The organism is Aminobacter sp. SR38 (genome assembly GCF_014843375.1).
Classification (GTDB): domain Bacteria; phylum Pseudomonadota; class Alphaproteobacteria; order Rhizobiales; family Rhizobiaceae; genus Aminobacter; species Aminobacter ciceronei.
Map to the genome: position 1 here is coordinate 3,069,526 of NZ_CP062112.1, position 18,659 is coordinate 3,088,184.

Sequence of the window (18,659 nt, forward strand, 5' to 3'; positions counted from 1 at the left end):
TGAGCAGGCCAAGGGAAATCACACCATTTTGGTGGTGGTGGTTTTGGCCATGGTTTTGGTCGAAAGCAGGGAAACGGCTCCGCGCCCGGCACGATCTCTGTCGTGGCCGGGAAAGTCGAATGCGAAAAGCGCCATCAAGAGGCCGCGCATCGGAGGGATCCCTGTTCGCCGCCGCTTTTATCCGGTTTGTATGGAGAGTCAATCGGGGACCGGTGGGCTCCGGCTGATGTGATTTGACCTTTGTCGCTTGCCACCTAGGCTTCTGCGCGGATCGATTGACGGAGGAACCCCAGATGGAAGTCCTGCCGAAAAGCATCTCCCTCGCCGCGACCCTTGCCGTGGCTGCGTTGTTTGCGCTGCCGGCACTTGCTCATCACGGCTGGTCCTGGACCCAGGACGGCTTCTTCGAGCTCAAGGGCGTGATCGCCGACATCTACATCGGCAACCCGCATGCGACGCTTGACGTAGACGTCGAAGGCGAGCTGTGGCGCGTGGAGCTGGCGCCGCCGGCGCGGACCATTGCCGCCGGTTTCACCGATGAGGTCGCCAAGAAGGGTGACGAGGTCGTCGCCATCGGCAACCGCTCGCGCGACGAAACCGAAAAGCGCATGAAAGCCGTCCGGATCATCATCAACGGCAAGACCTATGACGTCTATGCGGACCGCGTGCCGCCGAGCTGACCGGGATTGTACGGGTGGAGCCCCTGCAGGCAGTCGAACAATGGGATTTGGTCAGGCAACTGAAGACCTCGTTTGTCGCCTATCCGGTCGTCAACGCAGTGCACATTGCCGCGATAGGCGCTTTGCTGACGTCGGTCGCGCTTCTCGATCTGCGCATCCTCGGCGCCTTCGGCAGCCTGCCGGAACGCCCCTTTGTCATGTTGCTGCGGCGGCTGGCATTGATGGCCTTCTGCCTCGCCGTGCTGAGCGGCCTCGCCCTGTTTTCCGTGCGGGCGTCGTATTATGCCGGAATGCCGGTCTTCCTCGGCAAGATGGGGCTTATCGCCTTGGCAGGTGCAACCTTTGCCCTGTTCGCTGCGATCGAAAGCGACAAGCAGCGTCGATGGTCTTCGTTGCGGCGCCCGCTTGCTGTGATGTCGGTGGTGATCTGGTGCACGGTCCTGTTGTGCGGCCGCTTCATCGGCTTCCTGTAACGCGAGCGCGTTCTACTTCTCCTTCAGCTTGACGCGCGGAAACCTGAGCGGCGGCCATTCTTCCTCCGGCTGCTGCGGCTGGGCCAAAAGCGTGGTGAGTTCGGCCGGCAGGCTGGCCAGTGCCTTCTTCGATCCGATGCCGTCTGAAATGCTGAGGATGCTGTCGTAGAACTCGACGCCTTGCGCCGATTTTGGCGGCACGGCCTCATGCATGACGCTGATGACGGTGACATCGGGGCAATTGTCCTTGATCACCTGATGAAAGGCGATCTTGGCCTCGAGATCGAGGGCAGCGGTCGCCTCGTCGAGGAACAAAAGCCCCGGCTGCAACAGCAGGATGCGGGCCGCGACCAGTTTCTGCTTCTGGCCGCCCGACAGCAGCTGGTCCCAGCTCTTGCCCTGGCGGGTTTCGTCGTCGAGATGATCGATCAGGTCGCCAAGGCCGGCCTTGTGCATGGCCACCGCCACCTTCGCCTCGGAATGGTTGCCTGGGTGGTCGGGCAGGCAGACCAGCTGCTTGAGCGAGACCTGTGGCAGCTTGACGTCCTGGGTGGCATAGAACGACCTGACGCCTTCGGGAAAAACGATGGCGCCGCGGCCATATGGCCACAGTCCGTTGATCGCCTTGACCAGCGAGGTCTTGCCGCAGCCGGACTGGCCCGACACAAAGGTCCACTCGCCGCGGCGGAAGCGCAGGTTGGGGACGGTCAGGAAGGGGCTGGCTTCAACACCCTGGTGCATCAGTTCGAGATTGCGGACGGTCAGGCCGAACAGCGCGTTCTGGCTGCCATAGCTGAACTCGGACTTTCCAGTCGCGGCATAGAATGACGGCGGCCGCTGCACGTTCTCAATCGCCTTGGCGAGATCCGTGACACGTTCGCTGTTGGCCCTGAGCGTGGCGATCGCCGGCATCACCTGGATGAACCACGAGCACTGGCTGATCAGCGAGTTCACCAGTTCGGCGCCTGTTATGTAGCCCTTCAGGTTGATGTGGCCGTGCATGTAGGGCACCAGCCCCGGCCCATAGGCGACGATGCGCGCGGCGATGAAGCCATAGATCGACTCGAACGACATGTAGCCGGCATTGACGATGTTGAGGCGCGACCAGGTCTTGTCGATGTCGACATAGAGGCGGTCATGCATCGAGCGCTGCACGTTTTCGCCGTGCGATGCCGCGACATGGAAGCTGCGCCGCAAAAGCACCGTCAGCTCGCCGCGATAGCTGCCCTCGGCCTGCTGCATGCGGATGCTGAGACGCTCCATCATGCCGCCGAGCTTCATGGCAATATAGGTGTTGAGCGGCACGTAGGCGGCAACGGCGGCAAAGGCCAGGATGACGCTGCCATAGGGGCCGAGAAATTCAAGGCCAGGAACGATGGTCGAGGTTTCGAGTAGCTTCTGCCCGACGAAGAACAATGAGGTGGTGACGCCCATCACACCCATGGCGAGGCCGATGGCACCGCCGGTCATGCCCTTGATCGAATCCTGGACGCGTTGGTCGATGTTGTCGGGCGCCGTGCCCGGGCCGTTGCCGGCGCTTGCGTTGTGCTGGACGTGGAAATGGGTGTGGTTGGCGTCGAGCAAGGCGGCGTTGAAGCGGTTGTTCAGCCAGCCGCGCCATTTGCGATGCAAGGTGGTGGAGAAAAGGTGCCGGATGCCGATGAAGCCTGCATCCTTGATGACGACGAGAAGAAGCAATGTGCCGGCACTGGTCAGCAGCGACGCCAGGGGCGCCATGTTGGCCGGGTCATGGAAGAAGGCGATCGAATTGACCAATTCGCCTGAAGCCTCGGCCATCCAGACGCTGGCCTTGCTGGAAAGTGCGGTGAGGAGGGCGATCACCAGCGTCAGCCCCCAGGCTTCCTTCCAGCGATCCGAGAACCAGTAGGCCCGCATCAGGCCCCAGAAGCTTCGCATCGTGGAAACCGGCGTCAGGGGAGGCGGCCTGGCGGCGCCGCGACGCCATCTGTTCGACGATGGATCTCGAGGTCTATCGACCCGAATCACAGTTCCTTACCCCATGCCCTTTGCCTATCGAAAGGGTAACACGAGTTGAACATTTCACAGTCAACATATGGTTACCGGCTAATCAACGCGCCGCGAGCGTTGCGTGAGGGCAACGTTTGGCGGCGAGCTCGATGACCTGCGCCGGCTACCCCTGGAGCTTGCGGCCCAGGGCAAGTTGGAACACTGTCTGGTTGGCAATTCACGAGGCGACAGATGCGCGGCGAAGTACTGCATTACGATCAGGCTCAGGGTTTCGGCTTCGCCGCCGCGGTCGACGGCAACCGCTACACCTTTGCCCGCGAGGATTTGAGGGGCACGGCGATTCCGGGCAAGGGCACCGAGATCGAGTTTCAACCGAGCGGCAGTCAGGCCCGTGACGTGTTTGTAATCCACGCCCAGGTCGGCGCTGCGCAAATGGCTGCTGCGGCGCCCGCTGCCGCAACATCGGTACCCCAGTTCGGCCGCCGCGGATCCGATCAGGAGGGAGCCGCCGAAAGCGGCGTGGTCGCAACGACCGGGCTGTGGTCGTATTTCCGGCGCGCGCTGACCACCGACTATGTGAACTTCCGCGCCCGCGCCCGGCGTAAGGAATGTTGGGGCTACTATCTGTTCTGGACGCTTTCCGCTGTCGCGCTGGCAGCGATCGGCTTCGGTATCGATGGCGCACTTGGCAATCTCGATGCGGAACCGATTGTCGGTTTCGCACTGCCAGGCTTGTTCATCCTGGCAACGCTGTTGCCCAGCATCGCCGTCACCATCCGCCGTATTCATGACCTCGGCCTGTCGGGATGGTTCTATCTGCTGATCCTGCTGCCTTATGTCGGCAGCCTGATCATCTTCGTCTTCACTTTGATTCCGTCCCAGAAGCACGACAACAAATGGGGCCCGGTGCCGGTTGGGGTGAACGTTCCGCCGCCTTACGTCCCTGTCGGATAGGGCAACTTCAGAAGCGCAAAAGAAAACGGCGCCGCGTGGGCGCCGTTTTGGTTTCTTCGACCTGGTATCAGGCGAAGAACTTCGTGATGATGGCGTCGCCCATCTGGGTCGTGCCGACCTCGGTCTTGCCTTCGGACATGATGTCCTTGGTGCGCAGGCCGTCTTCCAGCACGGCGGCGATCGCCGCCTCGAGGCGGTCGGCCTCGGCCACCATGTTGAACGAGTAGCGCAGGCACATGGCAAACGACGCGATCATGGCGATCGGGTTGGCGATGCCCTTGCCGGCGATGTCGGGGGCCGAGCCGTGCACGGGCTCGTAGAGGGCCTTGCGCTTGCCGGTCAGTGCGTCCGGCGCGCCGAGCGAGGCGGAAGGCAGCATGCCGAGCGAGCCGGTCAGCATGGCTGCGACGTCCGACAGCATGTCGCCGAACAGATTGTCGGTGACGATGACGTCGAACTGCTTGGGCCAGCGCACAAGCTGCATGCCGCCGGCATCGGCCAGCATGTGGTCGAGCTTGACGTCGGAATACTTGGCCTTGTGGGTGGCGGTCACCACCTCGTTCCACAAGACGCCCGACTTCATGACGTTGCGCTTTTCCATCGACGTCACGCGGTTCTGGCGCGTGCGGGCGAGTTCGAATGCGACGCCCGAGATGCGCTCGATCTCGAAGGTGTCGTAGACCTGGGTATCGATGCCGCGCTTCTGGCCGTTGCCGAGGTCGATGATCTGCTTGGGTTCGCCGAAATAGACGCCGCCGGTCAGCTCGCGCACGATCAGGATGTCGAGGCCCTCGACAACTTCCTGGCGCAGCGAAGACGACGAGGCGAGCGCCGGGTAGCAGATCGCCGGACGCAGGTTGGCGAACAGCTCCATGTCCTTGCGCAGGCGCAGCAGGCCGGCCTCGGGGCGCACCTCGTAAGGCACGGCATCCCACTTCGGGCCGCCGACGGCGCCGAACAGCACCGCGTCCGCCGCCATCGCCTTGGCCATGTCGGCATCCGAGATCGCCTGGCCATGCGCGTCATAGGCCGAGCCGCCGACGAGACCCTCCTCGGTGGTGAAGCCGCTGCCGAGTTTCTCGTTCATTGCGGTGATCAGCTTGCGGACCTCGGCCATGGCCTCGGGGCCGATGCCGTCGCCGGGCAGGAGAAGAAGATTGCGCGTCGCCATGGAAAGCCTTTCCGAAAGATGCGTGAACCGCGGTCTTGCTAGCCTTGGAGGGGCGCCGGTGCAAGCAGGAAAGGACGCTCCAGAGCGCGCAAATGGCTCCGCCGGCGCCTGTTTGACCGGATTCCTATCCGGATCATCTAGCCGATCTCCAGAAGCAGGGCGCGGTGGTCGGAGACTTCGGGCTGGCCCACGACCTCGAAGTTGCGCACATCGACGTTGTCGCTGACCAGCATGTAGTCGGCGAAGCGTGGCGCTTTCAGGTAGTGCGAGGTGCGGGTGTCGGTGAAGCCGCCCTGTGTCACCAGATCCGTCAGCCCGATGCTGCGTAGTTCGGTGAGCATCCGGCTCTCCGGCAGCACGTTGAAGTCGCCGCAGACGACGAGGCGGTCGCCCTTGCGGCGGATCCTGCCGATCAGCTCGACAAGCCTTGCAGTCTGCGCGTCGCGGGCCGGGGTGTCGCCCTTGCCGTCGAGTTCGCGCAGGCCGTGGAGATGGGCGACGAGAACAGCGTTGCCGGTCACATAGTCATGCAGTCTTACCGCGTGGGCGTTGCGCGAGCGCGGGTGCTCGCCGAAGTCGTCGGCCGAGAAGGCGCCGTGGATGAAGTCCTGTATCTGCCCGATGATTGGCAGCGAGCGCCTGACGAAGGTTGCCAGTCCCCATTCCGACCGCAGCGTCCGGTCGCTGTCATAGAGCGGGCCGCGCGCGGCTGGGCAGAAAAAGGCCTGGTGGCCGGGCAGGGCGTCGGCGACCTCGCCAAAAAGGTTGGCCCGTTGCAACAGCTCGCCGCCGCCGTCGCGATAGACCAGCCACGGCGACGTCGCCGCAGGCGTTCTGGTCGCCTCCTGGAGGCAGAAAACGTCGGGATCCGTGCTGCTGACATAGGCGACGAGCTCCTCGCCGAGCCTGCCGCCCCAGCCGTTCAGCGATAGAATGCGCAAGCGGCCCCCCTTCGCGGTCACGGACGCTTCAGTGCAGTGACTTCGATCTCGATCTTCATCTCCGGCTTGTTGAGCTGGCAGACGATCATTGTCGCCGCCGGGCGGATGTCGCCGAAGGTCTCGCCGAGGATCGGGAACACTGCATCCACATAGGACTGGTCGGTGATGTAGTAATGCGCGCGCACCACGTCGGCCATTTCGAAGCCGCCGTCGTCAAGCGCCTTGGCGATGGTCGCCAGGCAATTGCGCGTCTGTGCTTCCACGCTGTCGGGCATGGTCATGGTGGCGTAGTCGTAACCCGTCGTACCCGAGACGAAGCACCAGTCGCCCTGGACCACGGCGCGCGAATAGCCCGCGGTCTTCTCGAAAGGCGATCCTGTCGAAATCAGCTTGCGCATTGTCACCTCTCCCTCATTCGTCTGCCAGCGCCTTGGTCAAGGCGTCCCTGAACTCGGCCGGCCAAGTCGCCAGTGCCGGCCAGGCCTTGGGCTCAGCCTCCGTCTGCTGCGCCAGATAAAGCTTCCTGGCCTTGGCATCGATCGCTATGAAACCGTCGCTGACGCCGCAGGCATGCGGGACGCAGCCGCTGGCGTAGAAGGCCCCTGACGGCAACGGTTCCGTGCCGCCATTGACCAGCAGGCTGGTGGCGAAGCCAGGCAGGTCGTCGCCAAGCAGTTGTTGAGCAGCCTTGTAGACCGCCTCGTTCTTGAAGGCCGCGACGATGCCGTCCGCGTATGTTTTCGGCGTCAGATCGGACCAGTCGGTGCCCGGCTGCGGCGCATAAGCGAGATTGCCGTGCATTGTCAGGCCGTTTTCCGGATCCCATGTCGTGACCGGCAGCGTCTCGCCGGGGAGCGGATAAGGGATGAAGAAGATGTTGTACGCCGTCACCGCCGGCGACGGCGTGTCGCATTTGCCCGCGCCGATGGTCGTCGACTGGATGCCCGCCTCGGTCTTCCAGGCAAGTACAGTTTCGGGACTGCAGGCGTTGCCGCCGTCGCCGACCGCAAAGATGGCCACTTTGGTATCGCTCACCTCGACCGTGCGGTCGTGGAAGGCGACATAGTTCTCGGCCAGTTCCTTGCCTTCATAGGCAAGCACCTTCTCGCCCTCGGCGTTTTCGACGATGGTGAAATTGCCGCCTTCGAACGGAATGGTCTGCGGCTCGCTGTCCTGGGCGATGGCAAGGCTCGGCAAAAGCGCGATCGATGCGGTGGCGAAGAGGGTGGATGGTTTCATGCGGCGCTCCATTGTCCGGGCGTGAGCGATGTGCCGAGGCCCAGTCGTGCGCATGCCCCGAATCCCGAGGCGGGACAATGGCATGCCCCAGTTGGCCTGTCAGCTTCAGGTGGCTGGGCCAGCATTTGCGCAGCCGCTAATGCATTCCGGCCGGAGATGAAAAAAGGCCCCGAACCTTGCGGAACGGGGCTTTCGAAACTCTGAGATATGAAGCCGAGCGATCAGGCCCAGGGGCGGCTCTCGGCGACCTTCTTTTCGTAGCTGTCGATCGACGCGGCCTTCTCCATTGTCAGGCCGATGTCGTCGAGGCCGTTGAGCAGGCAATGACGACGGAAGTCGTCGAGGTCGAAGGTGACCACGCCGCCGTCGGGGCCGCGGATCTCCTTGGCTTCGAGATCGACCGAAACGGTGGCGTTGGCGCCGCGCGAAGCGTCGTCCATCAGCTTGTCGACATCTTCCTGGCTGACGGTGATCGGCAGGATGCCGTTCTTGAAGCAGTTGTTGTAGAAGATGTCGGCGAACGACGTCGAAATGACGCAGCGGATGCCGAAGTCGAGCAGCGCCCATGGCGCATGCTCGCGGCTCGAGCCGCAGCCGAAATTGTCGCCGGCGACGAGGATCTCGGCCTTGCGATAGGCCGGCTTGTTGAGCACGAAGTCGGGGTTCTCCGAACCGTCCTCATTGTAGCGCATCTCGGCGAAAAGCCCGGTGCCAAGCCCAGTGCGCTTGATCGTCTTGAGATAATCCTTGGGGATGATCATGTCGGTGTCGACATTGACGATTGGCAGGGGGGCGGCGACGCCCGTGAGCTTGGTGAATTTTTCCATGGCTTTTGCCCGTCTGGCTGTTGCGGGGATTTTGGCTTGCCCCGCTTTACACAAGCTTGGCCGGGAATCAAAGCGTTTCGACGTTGGGGAAGAAGCCGTGGGCATCATGCGCGGCGGCGCGAAGCCCGGTGCCGGTTACTTCGTCGGCGTCACGCCGTAGACGCGGGCGATGTCGTCGAGCAGGAGATTGGCGGCGATCGCGCCGCCCGCGGTGTTCCACACCGCATCGTCCACCGCGACGGCCTTGCCGGCCTTGACCACCGGCAAGTTCTGCCACAGCGGCTCGGACAGCCATTCTTCCGACTGTTTGCTCGCCTTGCCGTTGCCGGTCTCGTAGACGAAGTAGAACAGGTGGTCGCCGTCGAATTCGGGGATGCGCTCCTTGGTGACGTCGTCGGCGAAGCCCGGCTTGTCCTGTACCGCCGGGCGCTGGATGCCGATCTGGCTGAAGATCATGCCGGGGAAGGTGTCCTTGTAGTAGATGCGGGTCAGGCCCGGCATGAAGCGGATCAACGACACCTTCTCGGCCTTTTTGTCGCCGAGCGCCTCGCCGAGCTTGGTCGCCTTGTCGTCGAAGGCCTTGAGTTGTGCCTCGCCTTCGGCCTTCATGCCGAGCGCGTCGGCATACAGGGCGAAGTTCACCTTCCAGTCGCCGCGCAGGCGTTCGGACATGACCGTGGGCGCGATTGCCGATAGCTGATCGTAGATCTTTTCCTGGCGCGTCTTGTTGCCGAGGATCAGGTCCGGCTGAAGGCCGGCGATGAGCTCAAGATTGACCGCCGATTCCTCGCCGACAACCTCGACGCCGTCCATTTTTTCGACGATGTGCTTGTACCAGGGCGAGCCGGTCCAGGAGCGGACGGCGCCGACAGGCTTGAAGCCCAGCGACAGCACGGCTTCGGTGCCTTCGTTGGTCAGCACCACGATGCGCTGCGGATTCTCGGGCACGTCGGTCACGCCCATGGCGTGTTTCACTTCGTGGGCGAAGACGGAACTGGCGGCGAAAGCGGCCAGTGCGAGGCCGAGTGCGGCTTTGGCGATGAGCTTCATGGTCATGGCTCCAAACTTGACGGGGGCAAGAAGGTTTGGCAAAGGGTCAGAACAAACCCTGACTGTCAAGTTCATATTAAGGCTGCCGCGTGCCCCTCGCTTCGTCGAACACGAGCATCCGAGTGCATCAGCGCATCGGTCGGCGCGCGCTGTTCTCAGGGCTTGCGGCGATGCTTCTGATCCTGATGTATCTCAGCCTGGCGATCGGCTATCGCCTCTATTCGCCCGGCGAGATCTGGCGCGCAGTGACCGCCTTCGACGGCAGCGAGGCGCATGTCGTGATCCGTGATCTCCGTCTGCCGCGTGCGCTGATGGCGCCGCTTGTCGGCGCAGCCCTCGGCATATCAGGCGTGCTGGTCCAGACCCTGTCGCGCAACCGCATCGCTTCGCCCGACACGCTCGGTCTCAATGCCGGTGCCGCTTTCGCCGTGGTCATGGCAAGCGGGCTGTTCGGCGTCGCATCCTTGCCTGGCTTGTCGATGGCCGCCGCCGCGGGTGCGCTGGCCACCAGCCTGCTGGTCTTTGGTCTCGCTGCCGCCGCCGGCGGCATCTCGCCGCTCAGGATCGTGCTGGTCGGCGTCACCTTCGCCGGCCTGTTCGACAGCTTCGTCAACGTCGTGCTGACGGTCAACGAGACGATGCTCGACCAGCTCTTGTTCTGGCTCGCCGGCTCATTCGCCGACCGCAAGCTCAGCCTGGCGCTCAACGGCCTGCCCTTCGTGCTGATCGGCGGCGGCATCGCCTTCTACCTCACCCGTTCGCTCGACATCCTGCAGACCGACGATTCCACGGCGCGCGGGCTCGGCGTGCCGCTCGGCGCCGTGCGCGGGCTGAGCTTCGTTGCGGTTGCCTTGCTCAGCGGCGCCTCGGTGGCCATGGCCGGGCCGGTGCTGTTTGTCGGCCTCGTCGTGCCGCATGCGGCGCGCGCGCTTGTCGGCCTCGAGCATCGTCTGCAGATCGTGGCCGCAGCTCTTGTCGGCGCGGTCTACACGACGCTTGCCGACATCGTCGCCCGTTTCGTCATCTTTCCGCGCGAGGCACCCGTTGGCGCGGTCACCGCGATCGTCGGCGGCTGCCTGCTTCTTGTCCTGCTCAGAAGGCGCGCGGCATGAGTGTTGTCGCTCCACGCCTGTCGCCGGCATTGGCCCGCGTCAATCGCCGCGCCTGGATATTCGTCGCAATCATTGCGGTCGTCACAGTCGAGCTTGCGTTGTGCGGCATCGGCTTCGGTTCGACCTGGATCGACCCGCGTCGCATCGTCGAGATCCTGATGGGCGAGGGCACGCGCGGCGAGCGTGTCGTGGTGTTGCAGCTGCGCGCGCCGCGCGTCGCCATTGCCGCACTCGCCGGCGGCGCCATGGCGGTATCAGGCTATCTGCTGCAGAAGGTGACGCGCAACGAACTGGCTTCACCAGGCGTGCTCGGCGTCATCGGCGGTGCCGGACTGGGCGTGGTCATCTTCCTTGCGCTGCTCTCGGACGAGAGCAATTCGCTCGTCACCTCGATCGTCTGGCAGCCGGTGGCGGCGATGATCGGCGCAAGCCTGGCTATCGCGGCGGTGTTCCTGCTCTCCGGCCAGCAGGCCTCGTCGGCGGTGCGGCTGCTCCTGTTCGGTATCGCCGTCGGCGCTGTCTGCAAGGCCGCGACTTTGATCCTGATGATCGTCGGGCCGATCTACCGCACCACCCAGGCCAGCCGCTGGCTCGCCGGTGCGGTCAACGAGATCAACTGGGGCGAGGTCCAGGTCGTGGCCATCGGTCTCGCCGTCGCCATGGTCGGCGTCATCGCGGTGGCGCGTCGCCTGCCGCCGACCGATCTCGACGAGGTCTCGGCGCGCGGACTCGGCCTCAACCTGCCGGTGTTCCGTATCCTGGTCTTCGCACTGGCCTCCGCCTTGACTGCGCTTGCCGTCGCCTTCGCCGGCGGCGTCGGCTTCATTGGCCTGATGGCGCCGCACCTGGCGCGGCTGATCGTCGGACGCCCGGTGCTTGCCGGCATCGCCGCCAGCTTCCTGTTGGGCGCCATCATGCTGATCGGCGCCGATCTCATCGTACGCGTGCTGTTCGCGCCGACCGAGGTGCCCGCCGGCACCGTGACGGCGGTGATCGGCACGCCCTATTTCCTCTACCTCGTGCTGCGCAGGGGAAGCACCAATGGATAAGGCCATCAGCGTCCAGGCGCTCACCATCGCTTATGGGGCGGCGACAGCGGTCAGCGCCGTCGACCTCGACATTGCCAGGGGCAAGGTCACCGTGCTCGCCGGGCCCAACGGCTGCGGCAAGTCGACCTTGCTGCGCGCCATCCGCCGGCTCCACCAGCCGAAATCAGGTGAGATCCGGCTCGGCGACCTGCCAATATCAGGCCTCAAGGAAAAGGAGCTGGCGCGCCATATCGGCCTTCTGGCGCAGAGCCCGTCGGCCCCCGACGACATGAGTGTCGAGGAACTCGTCCGGCTCGGCCGCTATCCGCACCAGACCATGCTGCAGCCGTGGAGTGCTGCCGATTCCGACGCCATCCAGGCGGCGATGTTCGGCACCGGCGTTTCGCATCTTGCCGAGCGGCGGCTGGGCTCGCTTTCGGGCGGTCAGTTGCAGCGTGTCTGGATCGCCATGGTGCTGGCGCAGGAAACCGACATCATCTGCCTCGACGAGCCGGTCAACCATCTCGACATGGCCCATCAGATCGACTGCCTCGATCTCGTCAGCCGCCTCAACCGCGAGCATGGCCGCACCGTGGTCCTGGTGCTGCACGACCTCAATCTCGCAGCGCGCTACGCCGACCGTCTGGTGTTCATGAAAGAGGGCAGTCTGGTCGCCGATGGTGCGCCGGCAGAGTTGATGCAGGAAGCGCTGATCGAGAATGTGTTCGGTATCAGCTGCCGCGTCATCGAGGATCCGGTGCATCAGCGTCCGCTGTGCATCCCGATCCGCAATTCGTCGCCGCGCTTCGGGACGGCTCCGCAAGTCTGAGCCGAAACTCCACACCCATCCGGGTAACAGTCTTCGCCTTGTGACGAATCCCGTTTGCGCGGCCTGTCATGCCGCTTCATTGCAACCGCGGCTTGTCATCGGGTGCATGCGCGCGCTTTAACTGGCGGGGATGTCTGTGTGATGCGCGCATGATCCTGCTACCAGGCGAGGGACTGGCCGAATGAGAATGATCAAGGCAGTCCTTGTCCTGCTCCTGGCTGCAGCCGTAGCCATCCTTGTTGCCCGTATGATCTTCCCGTTGCCGTCGATCAAGGACAGGCCCGTCGAGACGGCCCTGCCGCCGGTCACCGAGGGCGCACTTGCCACGATGGTAGCGCAAGGCAGCGCCGAAAATCCCGGCAAGAGCGGCGTCGTGCCGATCGCCGCCGGTCACGACGCCATTGCCAGCCGGCTGTTCCTCGCCGGTATCGCTCAGCGTTCGATCGACGTGCAGTACTACATCTGGCACGATGACACCTCCGGCCGGCTGCTGCTCCGGGCACTCTATGAGGCGTCAAAGCGCGGCGTCCGCATCAGGTTGCTGCTCGACGACAACGGCATTCCTGGCCTCGACCCGACAGTAGCAGCCCTCGACGCGCAGCCCAATTTCGACATCCGCCTGTTCAATCCCTCGATGATCCGCTCGCCCAAGCTGCTCGGCTATTCCTTCGACTTCTTCCGGATGAACCGGCGCATGCACAACAAGTCGTTCATCGTCGACGGCCTTGCCGCCATCGTCGGTGGGCGCAACATCGGCGACGAGTATTTCAAGGTCGGCGACGGCACCTATTATCTCGACCTTGACGTGCTGGGCGCCGGTGCCGTGGTCCAGGACACGTCGACGGCTTTCGACCTCTACTGGAACAGCGCGTCTGTGTTTGCCGCCGACAAGATCATCGATCCGTCCGCCGGCACGCTGGAGGCGTTCGTCCAGGGCACCGACGAGGCTGCGAAGCGCCCTGCCGCAGCCAATTTCGTCCGGCCGGATGCGCCGGCCTACAACAGGTTGCGCAGCGGTGGGCTTGGCCTCGAATGGGTCGACGTCAAGCTGGTGGTCGACGACCCGATCAAGGGAGAAGGCAAGGCAAGCAAGGACCAGCTGATGATCAGCCGGCTCGCCCAGGTGGTCGGGCCGGTGCGGCAGGGCCTCGACCTGGTTTCCGCCTATTTCGTGCCGGGCAAACCTGGCGTCGACTACTTCGCCAATCTGGTGAAGGGCGGTGCCAAGGTGCGGATCCTGACCAATGCGCTCGAGACCACGGATGTTGCGATGGTCCATGCCGGCTATTCGAAATATCGCCGTGAGATGCTGGAAGACGGCATCGAGCTGTTCGAGCTCAAGCCGATGGCCGATGCCGTCCGGGGCGAAGAGGAACTTAACCTCACCGGTTCCTCCGGCTCCAGCCTGCACGCCAAGACCTTCGCCGCCGATGGCGACCGGGTCTTCATCGGCTCGTTCAATTTCGACCCGCGCTCGGCCCTGCTCAATTGCGAGATGGGCTTCCTGATCGGCAGCCCGACCATCGCCAAGGCGATGTCGCAAGGTTTTGATACCAAAGTCGCCGAGGGATCCTACAGGGTCTCGCTTGGCCCGGATGACGGCATGCAATGGTCGAAGAACGAACCCGGCAAGCCCGTTGTCACCGTCGACGACGAACCGAACGCCTCGGCGCTCAAACGGCTTATGGTGACGGTGTTCGGCTGGCTGCCGATCGAATGGCTTCTTTAGCAAGGACCGCATATGACGGAGAGGGGCCAGGCATGAGCAATCGGCAGGTGATCAGGTTGGTGCTGCTGGCCGCCGGTGTCGGCCTGCTCGCCGGCATATCAGCGGCGCTGACGCTGTGGCTGATGCAGCAGGTCAGCCATGCGGTCTGGTCGATCAGCGATGCCATCTGGTACATTCCGCTGGTGACTGTCGCCGGCGGTGCGCTGATCGGCCTGACCCGGCTGCACGGCCCCAGCCCCGACCTCGACCAGCAGATCGCCGAAGCGCAGGATCCGGCCCATCTGCACAGGCGCAAGGCACTGTTCATCGCGCTTGCGGCAATCGTCGCGGTCGGCTTCGGTGGCGCCATCGGGCCGGAGGCCGGGCTGCTGGCCGTGGTTGCCGAAATGACCGCGGCAATTGCCATCGTGCTTGGCCGCAGCCATGCCGAACAGCGTGTGATCGGCGAGGCAGGTGTCTCCGGCGCGCTGTCTGGCCTGTTCGGCTCGCCTCTCGGCGGGGCTGCCTACGCCGACGACAAGCCACAGGCACCGCGCGCCCTGCTCCTGCTCGCCGCCCTTTGCGGCCTGCTCGGCTTCCTGCTTGCCGGCCGGCTGCTGTTCGACGGCGGTCTGCACCGCCTCGCGCTGCCGGCCTATGCGCCTGCAGGCGACGGGACCGACCTGATGATGGCGATCGTTCCGGCGATCCTCGGCGCTGCCGTTGGCATGGCCTTCCTGTTCCTGCATCCGATACTCAAGCACGCGATCGAGACCCGCGCGCCCTGGCCCTTCTGGCAGCCGGTCATCGGTGGGGCCGTGTTCGGCCTGCTCGCCATGGCGTTTCCTATCCTCAGGTTTTCAGGACACCACGAAATCGAGCCGATGCTGGCATGGGCAGGCGGCGTCGGCATGGCGGTGTTGCTCCTGCTTGGCCTGCTCAAAGTGCTGGCGCTGAGCATCTGCCTGTCCACCGGCTGGCTCGGCGGAGCGATGTTCCCGCTCATTTTCGCCGGTGCCGCCGCAGGGGCGACAGCGCTTGCCGTGATACCCGGCATGGAGGTGTCGGTGGCGATCGCGGCGGGCATGGGAGCCGCCACCGCGGCGGGCCTCGGCCGACCGATCGCGGCGGTGCTGATCATGCTGTTCATCGTCGACCCGGCGCTGTTCGGGCCGCTCTGCGTCGGCGCGCTGTTCGGCTATGCCGGCGGCATGCTGGCGCCGAAACCGGTGGCTCACTGACGCTGTCGCGTTCTATTCGTTTTCGTCGTCCGTGACGCGAAAGATGATCTGCTTGGCGACGGATGAGCACAGCACGACAAACAGGCCGATGCCGACCAGAGCGAAGAAGATGGTGAAGAGCTTGCCGAGTGCCGTGTGCGGCGCAAGATCGCCATAACCGACGGTAGCCAGCGTCATGACCGAGAAGTAGATCGCGTCCAGATAGCTCCAGCCTTCGATCCAGACGTAGACGACGGACGCAACGGCGACGAGTGTCGAGGTGACGACCAGCAGGGTGCGGACCTGCGGATCGGCGAACGCATCGCGCATGCCACGTGCAAGCGAGGTCAGATGCCATCCGGCGTGGTGCTTCTTGGGGTGCTGGTCCATCGCTTGCCTCCGCCCAAGCGGGCATCAAAGCAAGCCGGCCGGCTCCCGTCCAGTGCGTCGGCCGACTACAACAGCGCGTCCAGCCCGGCGAACAGCCGCGCGATACCAGCTTCCGTCGTGACGGTGCCGGGCGACAGGCGCAGGATGCGGCCACGGCAATCGGTGAAAACACCATGTTCGCGCAGGCCGTTGACGATCGTCGCCGTGTCGGTTTGCTCGGGCAGGCGCAGCATGATGCTGCCGCCGCGCCGCGTTTCGTCGCGCGGGCTGGCAAGCGTCAGGCCCATCTCGTCGGCCTTGGCGATGATCGCGGCGCCGAGCTTGCGGTTGTGCGCGAGCAGTGCTGTCTTGTCCTGCGCCGCGTGCCATTCCAGCGCCGGCACCGAGCCGATGCAGGCCAGTGCCGACGGCGTACCGTGGTCGAAGCGACGGGCATCCGGCGCATAGGCGAAGGCGTCGAGATCCCAGGAGAAGATGTTGTCCTGGCTGAACCAGCCGCGCAGTTCGGGCCGGCATTCCCTGAGCAAGGGCTCTGCGACATGGATGATGCCGGCGCCTGGCGTGCCGCAGAGCCATTTGAGGCTCGTCGACAGGGTGAAATCGACCGCCGGTGCGTCGACGTTGAACGGGATCAGCCCGACGCCCTGGGTGATGTCGACGCCGACGAGGCTGCCCATCTCTCGGCCATGGGCCACCAACCGGTCGAGGTCGCAGCGGTGCGAAGAAGTCGAGGTCACCTGCGTCAGGAGCGCCAGGCCGACGTCCGCGCCCCATGACGCGATGACATCGTCGTCCTGGACCCAGCTTTCGCCGTCCCGCATTGGCACGGTGTCGAGCGTGAAGCCGAAGCGCGGCGCGAGACCGGCGAGCAAGAAATGCAGGCTCGGAAAGCAGTCTGCCGTCACCAGCACGCGGCGACCGGCAAGATGATGGGCTGAAAGCGCTCCGATCAGGCTGTAGAGCGCGGTGGTGACGTTCTCAGCCGAGGTCAGCGTTCCCTTCGGCGCTCCGATCAGATCGCTCCAGAGGTCGATGAAGCGCTGGCGCTTGCCGAGCGCCCGCATCCACTGACCGTCGTCGAAGGCGCCCCAGCTGGCGGCGAATTCCGACAACCCAGCCGTCATGGCTTCGGCCTTGCCGGGATACATGCCGATCGAATGGTAGAGGAAGTAGGCGGAGCCGTCTGGCGTTGTCATGGTGCGGATTTCCGTATTGCTTTCGCGGGCTCAGCGCGCCGTCATCTGGCGCTTGCCGCGTTCCTCGAGGAAGCTCACCAGCCTGACCAGCGGCAGCAGGAAGACGAGATAGAGTGCGGCAGCACCGATCAGCGGGGTCGGGTTGGCCATCAGCGCCTGTGCGTCCGTCGCCTGCTTCAACAGGTCGGGCATGGCGACGACCGAGGCGAGCGCCGTGTCCTTGAAGATCGAGACGCAGTTGCTGGTCAGCGGCGGGATGATGACACGCAGCGCCTGCGGCAGGATCACCGTGCGCATCGTCGTCCAGAAGCCGATGCCCAGCGCAGAGGCTGCCTCAAACTGGCCCTTCGGCACGTTTTCGATGCCGGCGCGGCAGACCTCCGCGGTAAACGCCGAGAGCACCAGCGACAGTGCCAGCGTCGCTGCGGTGAAAGACGAGAAGCGGATGCCGACGAAGGGCAGCGCGTAATAGATCAGGATCAGCAGCACCAGGATGGGCATCGCCCTGAGGAAATCGACATAAGCGATGGCGACGTAGCGCACCGGCTTCGGCCCGTAGAGCCGCATCAGGCAGACGAGCAGCCCGGCCACGCCGCCGAAGACGATGCTGGCGACGCCGAGAAGAATGGTGTTGCCGACACCCCGCATGAGCATCGGAAAACTGCGGACCAGTATGTCCCAGTTGAAGAAGGTGGTGATCAGGTCCATGGCGAGGTCCGGGCGCGGGACGCCGCGGCCTTGGGGGGCCGCAGCGTCGTTTCAACGGTTTGCGGGTCGAGCCGTCGGCTCACTCGGCCTTGGGCAGCGGCATCGCGGTCGTCGTGCTGGTGCCCGCGTCCGGTTCGACGCCGAACCACTTCTTGTGGATCGCGGCCATCGTGCCGTCGGCCTTCATCGCCGAGACGGCGTCGTTGGCGGCGACGATGGCAGGATGGTCCTTGCGCGCCATCATGGCGAAGCGCTCGCCGGTCGGAATGCGCACCAGCACCTTGAAGCCCGGCGTCTTGGTCATGGCATACTGGAAGCCGGCGAGTTCACCGGCACCGCCATCGACGCGCTGGGCCTGGATGTCGAGCAGAAGGTCCTGCTGGGCGTTGTAGCTGCGTACTTCGGCGAGGCCGAGTTTCTCGGTGTTCTCCTTGGCCCAGGCTTCGCCCGTCGTGCCGGCGACGACGCCGATGACCTTGCCCTTCAGCCCGTCTAGGCCGGTGATGTCGGACGCTTCGCGGCCGATGACCGTGCCGTCGCCGTCATAATAGGGCTGGGTGAAGGACTGGTTCTGCAGGCGCTCGTTATTGACCGAGATCGATGACACGGCGAAGTCGATGCGGCCCGAGCTGGAGGCGGCGAAGAGCGCCTGGAAGCCCATGTCCTGGAATTCGACCGGACGCCCCAGGCGCTTGGCGACCTCTGTGGCGACATCGATCTCGAAACCCTCGAAGCTGCCGCTTTCGGTCTTGAACTCCCATGGCGGATTGGCCGGGTAGGCGCCGACGACGAGCTTTTCCTGGGCGCTGGCCGGTGCCGAGAGCGCGAGGGCAAATGCCATGGCCATGCCGGCCGCTAGTTTAGAGAATGCCAATTTTCTTCCTCCCTTTGATCGATCGACGCTGACAGGCGATCCAGTCGCCAGTCACATGTCGCTGCTTCAAGCCTGTAAGTATGCATGGGCATATGGCGAGCGACGGGTTCTGTCCGCCGCCGGCACCACCGCACTTTCCGTGGCTGGCCATGTTGGCTGCCTCTGAATCTGGCGATCCGTGCTTTGCTTCGTTTGCGTACGAGGGTTTCGGGCAAGTGTCCCGTGTACGCCATCGTTGCCGATGCGCGAGCGCGAAATCTCGATCCTACC

General features: G+C 64.4%; 21 protein-coding genes. 9 read left to right on the plus strand and 12 right to left on the minus strand.

Annotation, left to right across the window (positions count from 1 at the left end; all coding sequences use genetic code 11):
• Window positions 1–18 precede the first annotated feature (18 nt).
• Window positions 19–150, minus strand: a complete 132-nt coding sequence (locus IG197_RS36660; RefSeq protein WP_256438667.1) for a hypothetical protein — start codon at window positions 148–150, stop codon at window positions 19–21.
• A 143-nt stretch (window positions 151–293) separates the two neighbouring features.
• Here IG197_RS36660 and IG197_RS14950 point away from each other — a divergent pair, with 143 nt between their 5' ends.
• Both IG197_RS14950 and IG197_RS14955 read left to right on the plus strand, forming a co-directional pair.
• A complete protein-coding gene (locus IG197_RS14950; protein ID WP_067955873.1) occupies window positions 294–680 on the plus strand; it encodes a DUF6152 family protein in 387 nt (128 codons plus the stop codon).
• A 14-nt stretch (window positions 681–694) separates the two neighbouring features.
• A complete protein-coding gene (locus tag IG197_RS14955; protein ID WP_067955875.1) occupies window positions 695–1,153 on the plus strand; it encodes a hypothetical protein in 459 nt (152 codons plus the stop codon).
• A 12-nt stretch (window positions 1,154–1,165) separates the two neighbouring features.
• On the opposite strand, the gene IG197_RS14960 is transcribed toward IG197_RS14955, so the two are convergent.
• Window positions 1,166–3,070 (minus strand): ABC transporter ATP-binding protein/permease, encoded by a 1,905-nt coding sequence (locus IG197_RS14960; protein ID WP_192312924.1) that lies wholly within the window; start codon window positions 3,068–3,070, stop codon window positions 1,166–1,168.
• 303 nt (window positions 3,071–3,373) lie between these two features.
• Between IG197_RS14960 and IG197_RS14965 the strand changes: the two genes are divergently transcribed.
• Complete coding sequence (locus IG197_RS14965; protein WP_192312926.1) at window positions 3,374–4,096, plus strand: DUF805 domain-containing protein; 723 nt, start codon at window positions 3,374–3,376, stop codon at window positions 4,094–4,096.
• A gap of 67 nt (window positions 4,097–4,163) precedes the next feature.
• Here IG197_RS14965 and leuB read toward each other — a convergent pair whose 3' ends face one another.
• The 5 genes from leuB to leuD form a co-directional block, all read right to left on the minus strand.
• Window positions 4,164–5,267 (minus strand): 3-isopropylmalate dehydrogenase, encoded by a 1,104-nt coding sequence (leuB, locus tag IG197_RS14970; protein ID WP_067955881.1) that lies wholly within the window; start codon window positions 5,265–5,267, stop codon window positions 4,164–4,166.
• A 137-nt stretch (window positions 5,268–5,404) separates the two neighbouring features.
• Window positions 5,405–6,208, minus strand: a complete 804-nt coding sequence (locus tag IG197_RS14975) for an endonuclease/exonuclease/phosphatase family protein (RefSeq protein WP_192312929.1) — start codon at window positions 6,206–6,208, stop codon at window positions 5,405–5,407.
• 17 nt (window positions 6,209–6,225) lie between these two features.
• Entirely contained in the window at window positions 6,226–6,606 is a 381-nt protein-coding gene (locus IG197_RS14980; protein ID WP_067955882.1) for a RidA family protein, read from the minus strand.
• 13 nt (window positions 6,607–6,619) lie between these two features.
• A complete protein-coding gene (locus IG197_RS14985; RefSeq protein WP_246765153.1) occupies window positions 6,620–7,447 on the minus strand; it encodes a hypothetical protein in 828 nt (275 codons plus the stop codon).
• 221 nt (window positions 7,448–7,668) lie between these two features.
• Window positions 7,669–8,274 carry a 3-isopropylmalate dehydratase small subunit gene (gene leuD, locus IG197_RS14990; RefSeq protein WP_192312931.1) on the minus strand — a complete coding sequence of 202 codons (606 nt, stop codon included), beginning with the start codon at window positions 8,272–8,274 and terminating at the stop codon, window positions 7,669–7,671.
• Here leuD and IG197_RS14995 point away from each other — a divergent pair.
• Window positions 8,273–8,434 carry a hypothetical protein gene (locus tag IG197_RS14995; RefSeq protein ID WP_154386260.1) on the plus strand — a complete coding sequence of 54 codons (162 nt, stop codon included), beginning with the start codon at window positions 8,273–8,275 and terminating at the stop codon, window positions 8,432–8,434. The genes leuD and IG197_RS14995 overlap by 2 nt on opposite strands.
• Here the strand turns inward: IG197_RS14995 and IG197_RS15000 are convergent.
• Entirely contained in the window at window positions 8,410–9,324 is a 915-nt protein-coding gene (locus tag IG197_RS15000) for an ABC transporter substrate-binding protein (protein ID WP_192319771.1), read from the minus strand. The genes IG197_RS14995 and IG197_RS15000 overlap by 25 nt on opposite strands.
• Window positions 9,325–9,446: 122 nt before the next feature.
• Between IG197_RS15000 and IG197_RS15005 the strand changes: the two genes are divergently transcribed.
• The 5 genes from IG197_RS15005 to IG197_RS15025 all read left to right on the plus strand — a co-directional run bounded on the left by IG197_RS15005 (window position 9,447) and on the right by IG197_RS15025 (window position 15,242).
• The gene (locus IG197_RS15005) at window positions 9,447–10,436 is read left to right on the plus strand and encodes an iron ABC transporter permease (RefSeq protein ID WP_246765154.1); all 990 of its coding nucleotides are present in this window, start codon (window positions 9,447–9,449) and stop codon (window positions 10,434–10,436) included.
• On the plus strand, window positions 10,433–11,485 hold the full coding sequence (locus IG197_RS15010) for an iron ABC transporter permease (RefSeq protein ID WP_192312933.1): 1,053 nt from the start codon (window positions 10,433–10,435) through the stop codon (window positions 11,483–11,485). The genes IG197_RS15005 and IG197_RS15010 overlap by 4 nt, the downstream gene beginning before the upstream one ends.
• Window positions 11,478–12,293 carry an ABC transporter ATP-binding protein gene (locus IG197_RS15015; RefSeq protein ID WP_192312936.1) on the plus strand — a complete coding sequence of 272 codons (816 nt, stop codon included), beginning with the start codon at window positions 11,478–11,480 and terminating at the stop codon, window positions 12,291–12,293. Before IG197_RS15010 ends, IG197_RS15015 begins: the two co-directional genes overlap by 8 nt.
• Before the next feature lie 181 nt (window positions 12,294–12,474).
• Window positions 12,475–14,022, plus strand: a complete 1,548-nt coding sequence (locus IG197_RS15020; RefSeq protein WP_246765155.1) for a phospholipase D family protein — start codon at window positions 12,475–12,477, stop codon at window positions 14,020–14,022.
• A gap of 32 nt (window positions 14,023–14,054) precedes the next feature.
• Entirely contained in the window at window positions 14,055–15,242 is a 1,188-nt protein-coding gene (locus tag IG197_RS15025; protein ID WP_192312938.1) for a chloride channel protein, read from the plus strand.
• Between the two features lie 12 nt (window positions 15,243–15,254).
• On the opposite strand, the gene IG197_RS15030 is transcribed toward IG197_RS15025, so the two are convergent.
• From IG197_RS15030 to IG197_RS15045, 4 genes are all read right to left on the minus strand, one after another.
• Window positions 15,255–15,611 carry a potassium channel family protein gene (locus tag IG197_RS15030; RefSeq protein WP_067955894.1) on the minus strand — a complete coding sequence of 119 codons (357 nt, stop codon included), beginning with the start codon at window positions 15,609–15,611 and terminating at the stop codon, window positions 15,255–15,257.
• Between the two features lie 65 nt (window positions 15,612–15,676).
• Window positions 15,677–16,807 carry an aminotransferase class V-fold PLP-dependent enzyme gene (locus IG197_RS15035; RefSeq protein WP_192312940.1) on the minus strand — a complete coding sequence of 377 codons (1,131 nt, stop codon included), beginning with the start codon at window positions 16,805–16,807 and terminating at the stop codon, window positions 15,677–15,679.
• A 30-nt stretch (window positions 16,808–16,837) separates the two neighbouring features.
• Entirely contained in the window at window positions 16,838–17,515 is a 678-nt protein-coding gene (locus IG197_RS15040) for an amino acid ABC transporter permease (RefSeq protein WP_192312942.1), read from the minus strand.
• 79 nt (window positions 17,516–17,594) lie between these two features.
• On the minus strand, window positions 17,595–18,362 hold the full coding sequence (locus tag IG197_RS15045) for an ABC transporter substrate-binding protein (protein ID WP_192319777.1): 768 nt from the start codon (window positions 18,360–18,362) through the stop codon (window positions 17,595–17,597).
• Window positions 18,363–18,659: the final 297 nt, after the last annotated feature.

What these genes read in the sequence shown, in the direction of transcription:
- IG197_RS15010 (WP_192312933.1), top strand. Translation starts at nt 10,433, where the DNA reads ATGAGTGTTGTCGCTCCACGCCTGTCGCCGGCATTGGCCCGCGTCAAT.
- IG197_RS14965 (WP_192312926.1), top strand. Translation starts at nt 3,374, where the DNA reads ATGCGCGGCGAAGTACTGCATTACGATCAGGCTCAGGGTTTCGGCTTC.
- IG197_RS15030 (WP_067955894.1), bottom strand. Translation starts at nt 15,611, where the DNA reads ATGGACCAGCACCCCAAGAAGCACCACGCCGGATGGCATCTGACCTCG.
- IG197_RS36660 (WP_256438667.1), bottom strand. Translation starts at nt 150, where the DNA reads ATGCGCGGCCTCTTGATGGCGCTTTTCGCATTCGACTTTCCCGGCCAC.
- IG197_RS15025 (WP_192312938.1), top strand. Translation starts at nt 14,055, where the DNA reads ATGAGCAATCGGCAGGTGATCAGGTTGGTGCTGCTGGCCGCCGGTGTC.
- IG197_RS15020 (WP_246765155.1), top strand. Translation starts at nt 12,475, where the DNA reads ATGAGAATGATCAAGGCAGTCCTTGTCCTGCTCCTGGCTGCAGCCGTA.
- IG197_RS15035 (WP_192312940.1), bottom strand. Translation starts at nt 16,807, where the DNA reads ATGACAACGCCAGACGGCTCCGCCTACTTCCTCTACCATTCGATCGGC.
- IG197_RS15015 (WP_192312936.1), top strand. Translation starts at nt 11,478, where the DNA reads ATGGATAAGGCCATCAGCGTCCAGGCGCTCACCATCGCTTATGGGGCG.
- IG197_RS15000 (WP_192319771.1), bottom strand. Translation starts at nt 9,324, where the DNA reads ATGAAGCTCATCGCCAAAGCCGCACTCGGCCTCGCACTGGCCGCTTTC.
- leuD (WP_192312931.1), bottom strand. Translation starts at nt 8,274, where the DNA reads ATGGAAAAATTCACCAAGCTCACGGGCGTCGCCGCCCCCCTGCCAATC.
- IG197_RS15040 (WP_192312942.1), bottom strand. Translation starts at nt 17,515, where the DNA reads ATGGACCTGATCACCACCTTCTTCAACTGGGACATACTGGTCCGCAGT.
- IG197_RS14980 (WP_067955882.1), bottom strand. Translation starts at nt 6,606, where the DNA reads ATGCGCAAGCTGATTTCGACAGGATCGCCTTTCGAGAAGACCGCGGGC.
- IG197_RS14960 (WP_192312924.1), bottom strand. Translation starts at nt 3,070, where the DNA reads ATGCGAAGCTTCTGGGGCCTGATGCGGGCCTACTGGTTCTCGGATCGC.
- leuB (WP_067955881.1), bottom strand. Translation starts at nt 5,267, where the DNA reads ATGGCGACGCGCAATCTTCTTCTCCTGCCCGGCGACGGCATCGGCCCC.
- IG197_RS14950 (WP_067955873.1), top strand. Translation starts at nt 294, where the DNA reads ATGGAAGTCCTGCCGAAAAGCATCTCCCTCGCCGCGACCCTTGCCGTG.
- IG197_RS15045 (WP_192319777.1), bottom strand. Translation starts at nt 18,362, where the DNA reads ATGGCCATGGCATTTGCCCTCGCGCTCTCGGCACCGGCCAGCGCCCAG.
- IG197_RS14985 (WP_246765153.1), bottom strand. Translation starts at nt 7,447, where the DNA reads ATGAAACCATCCACCCTCTTCGCCACCGCATCGATCGCGCTTTTGCCG.
- IG197_RS14995 (WP_154386260.1), top strand. Translation starts at nt 8,273, where the DNA reads ATGGCTTTTGCCCGTCTGGCTGTTGCGGGGATTTTGGCTTGCCCCGCT.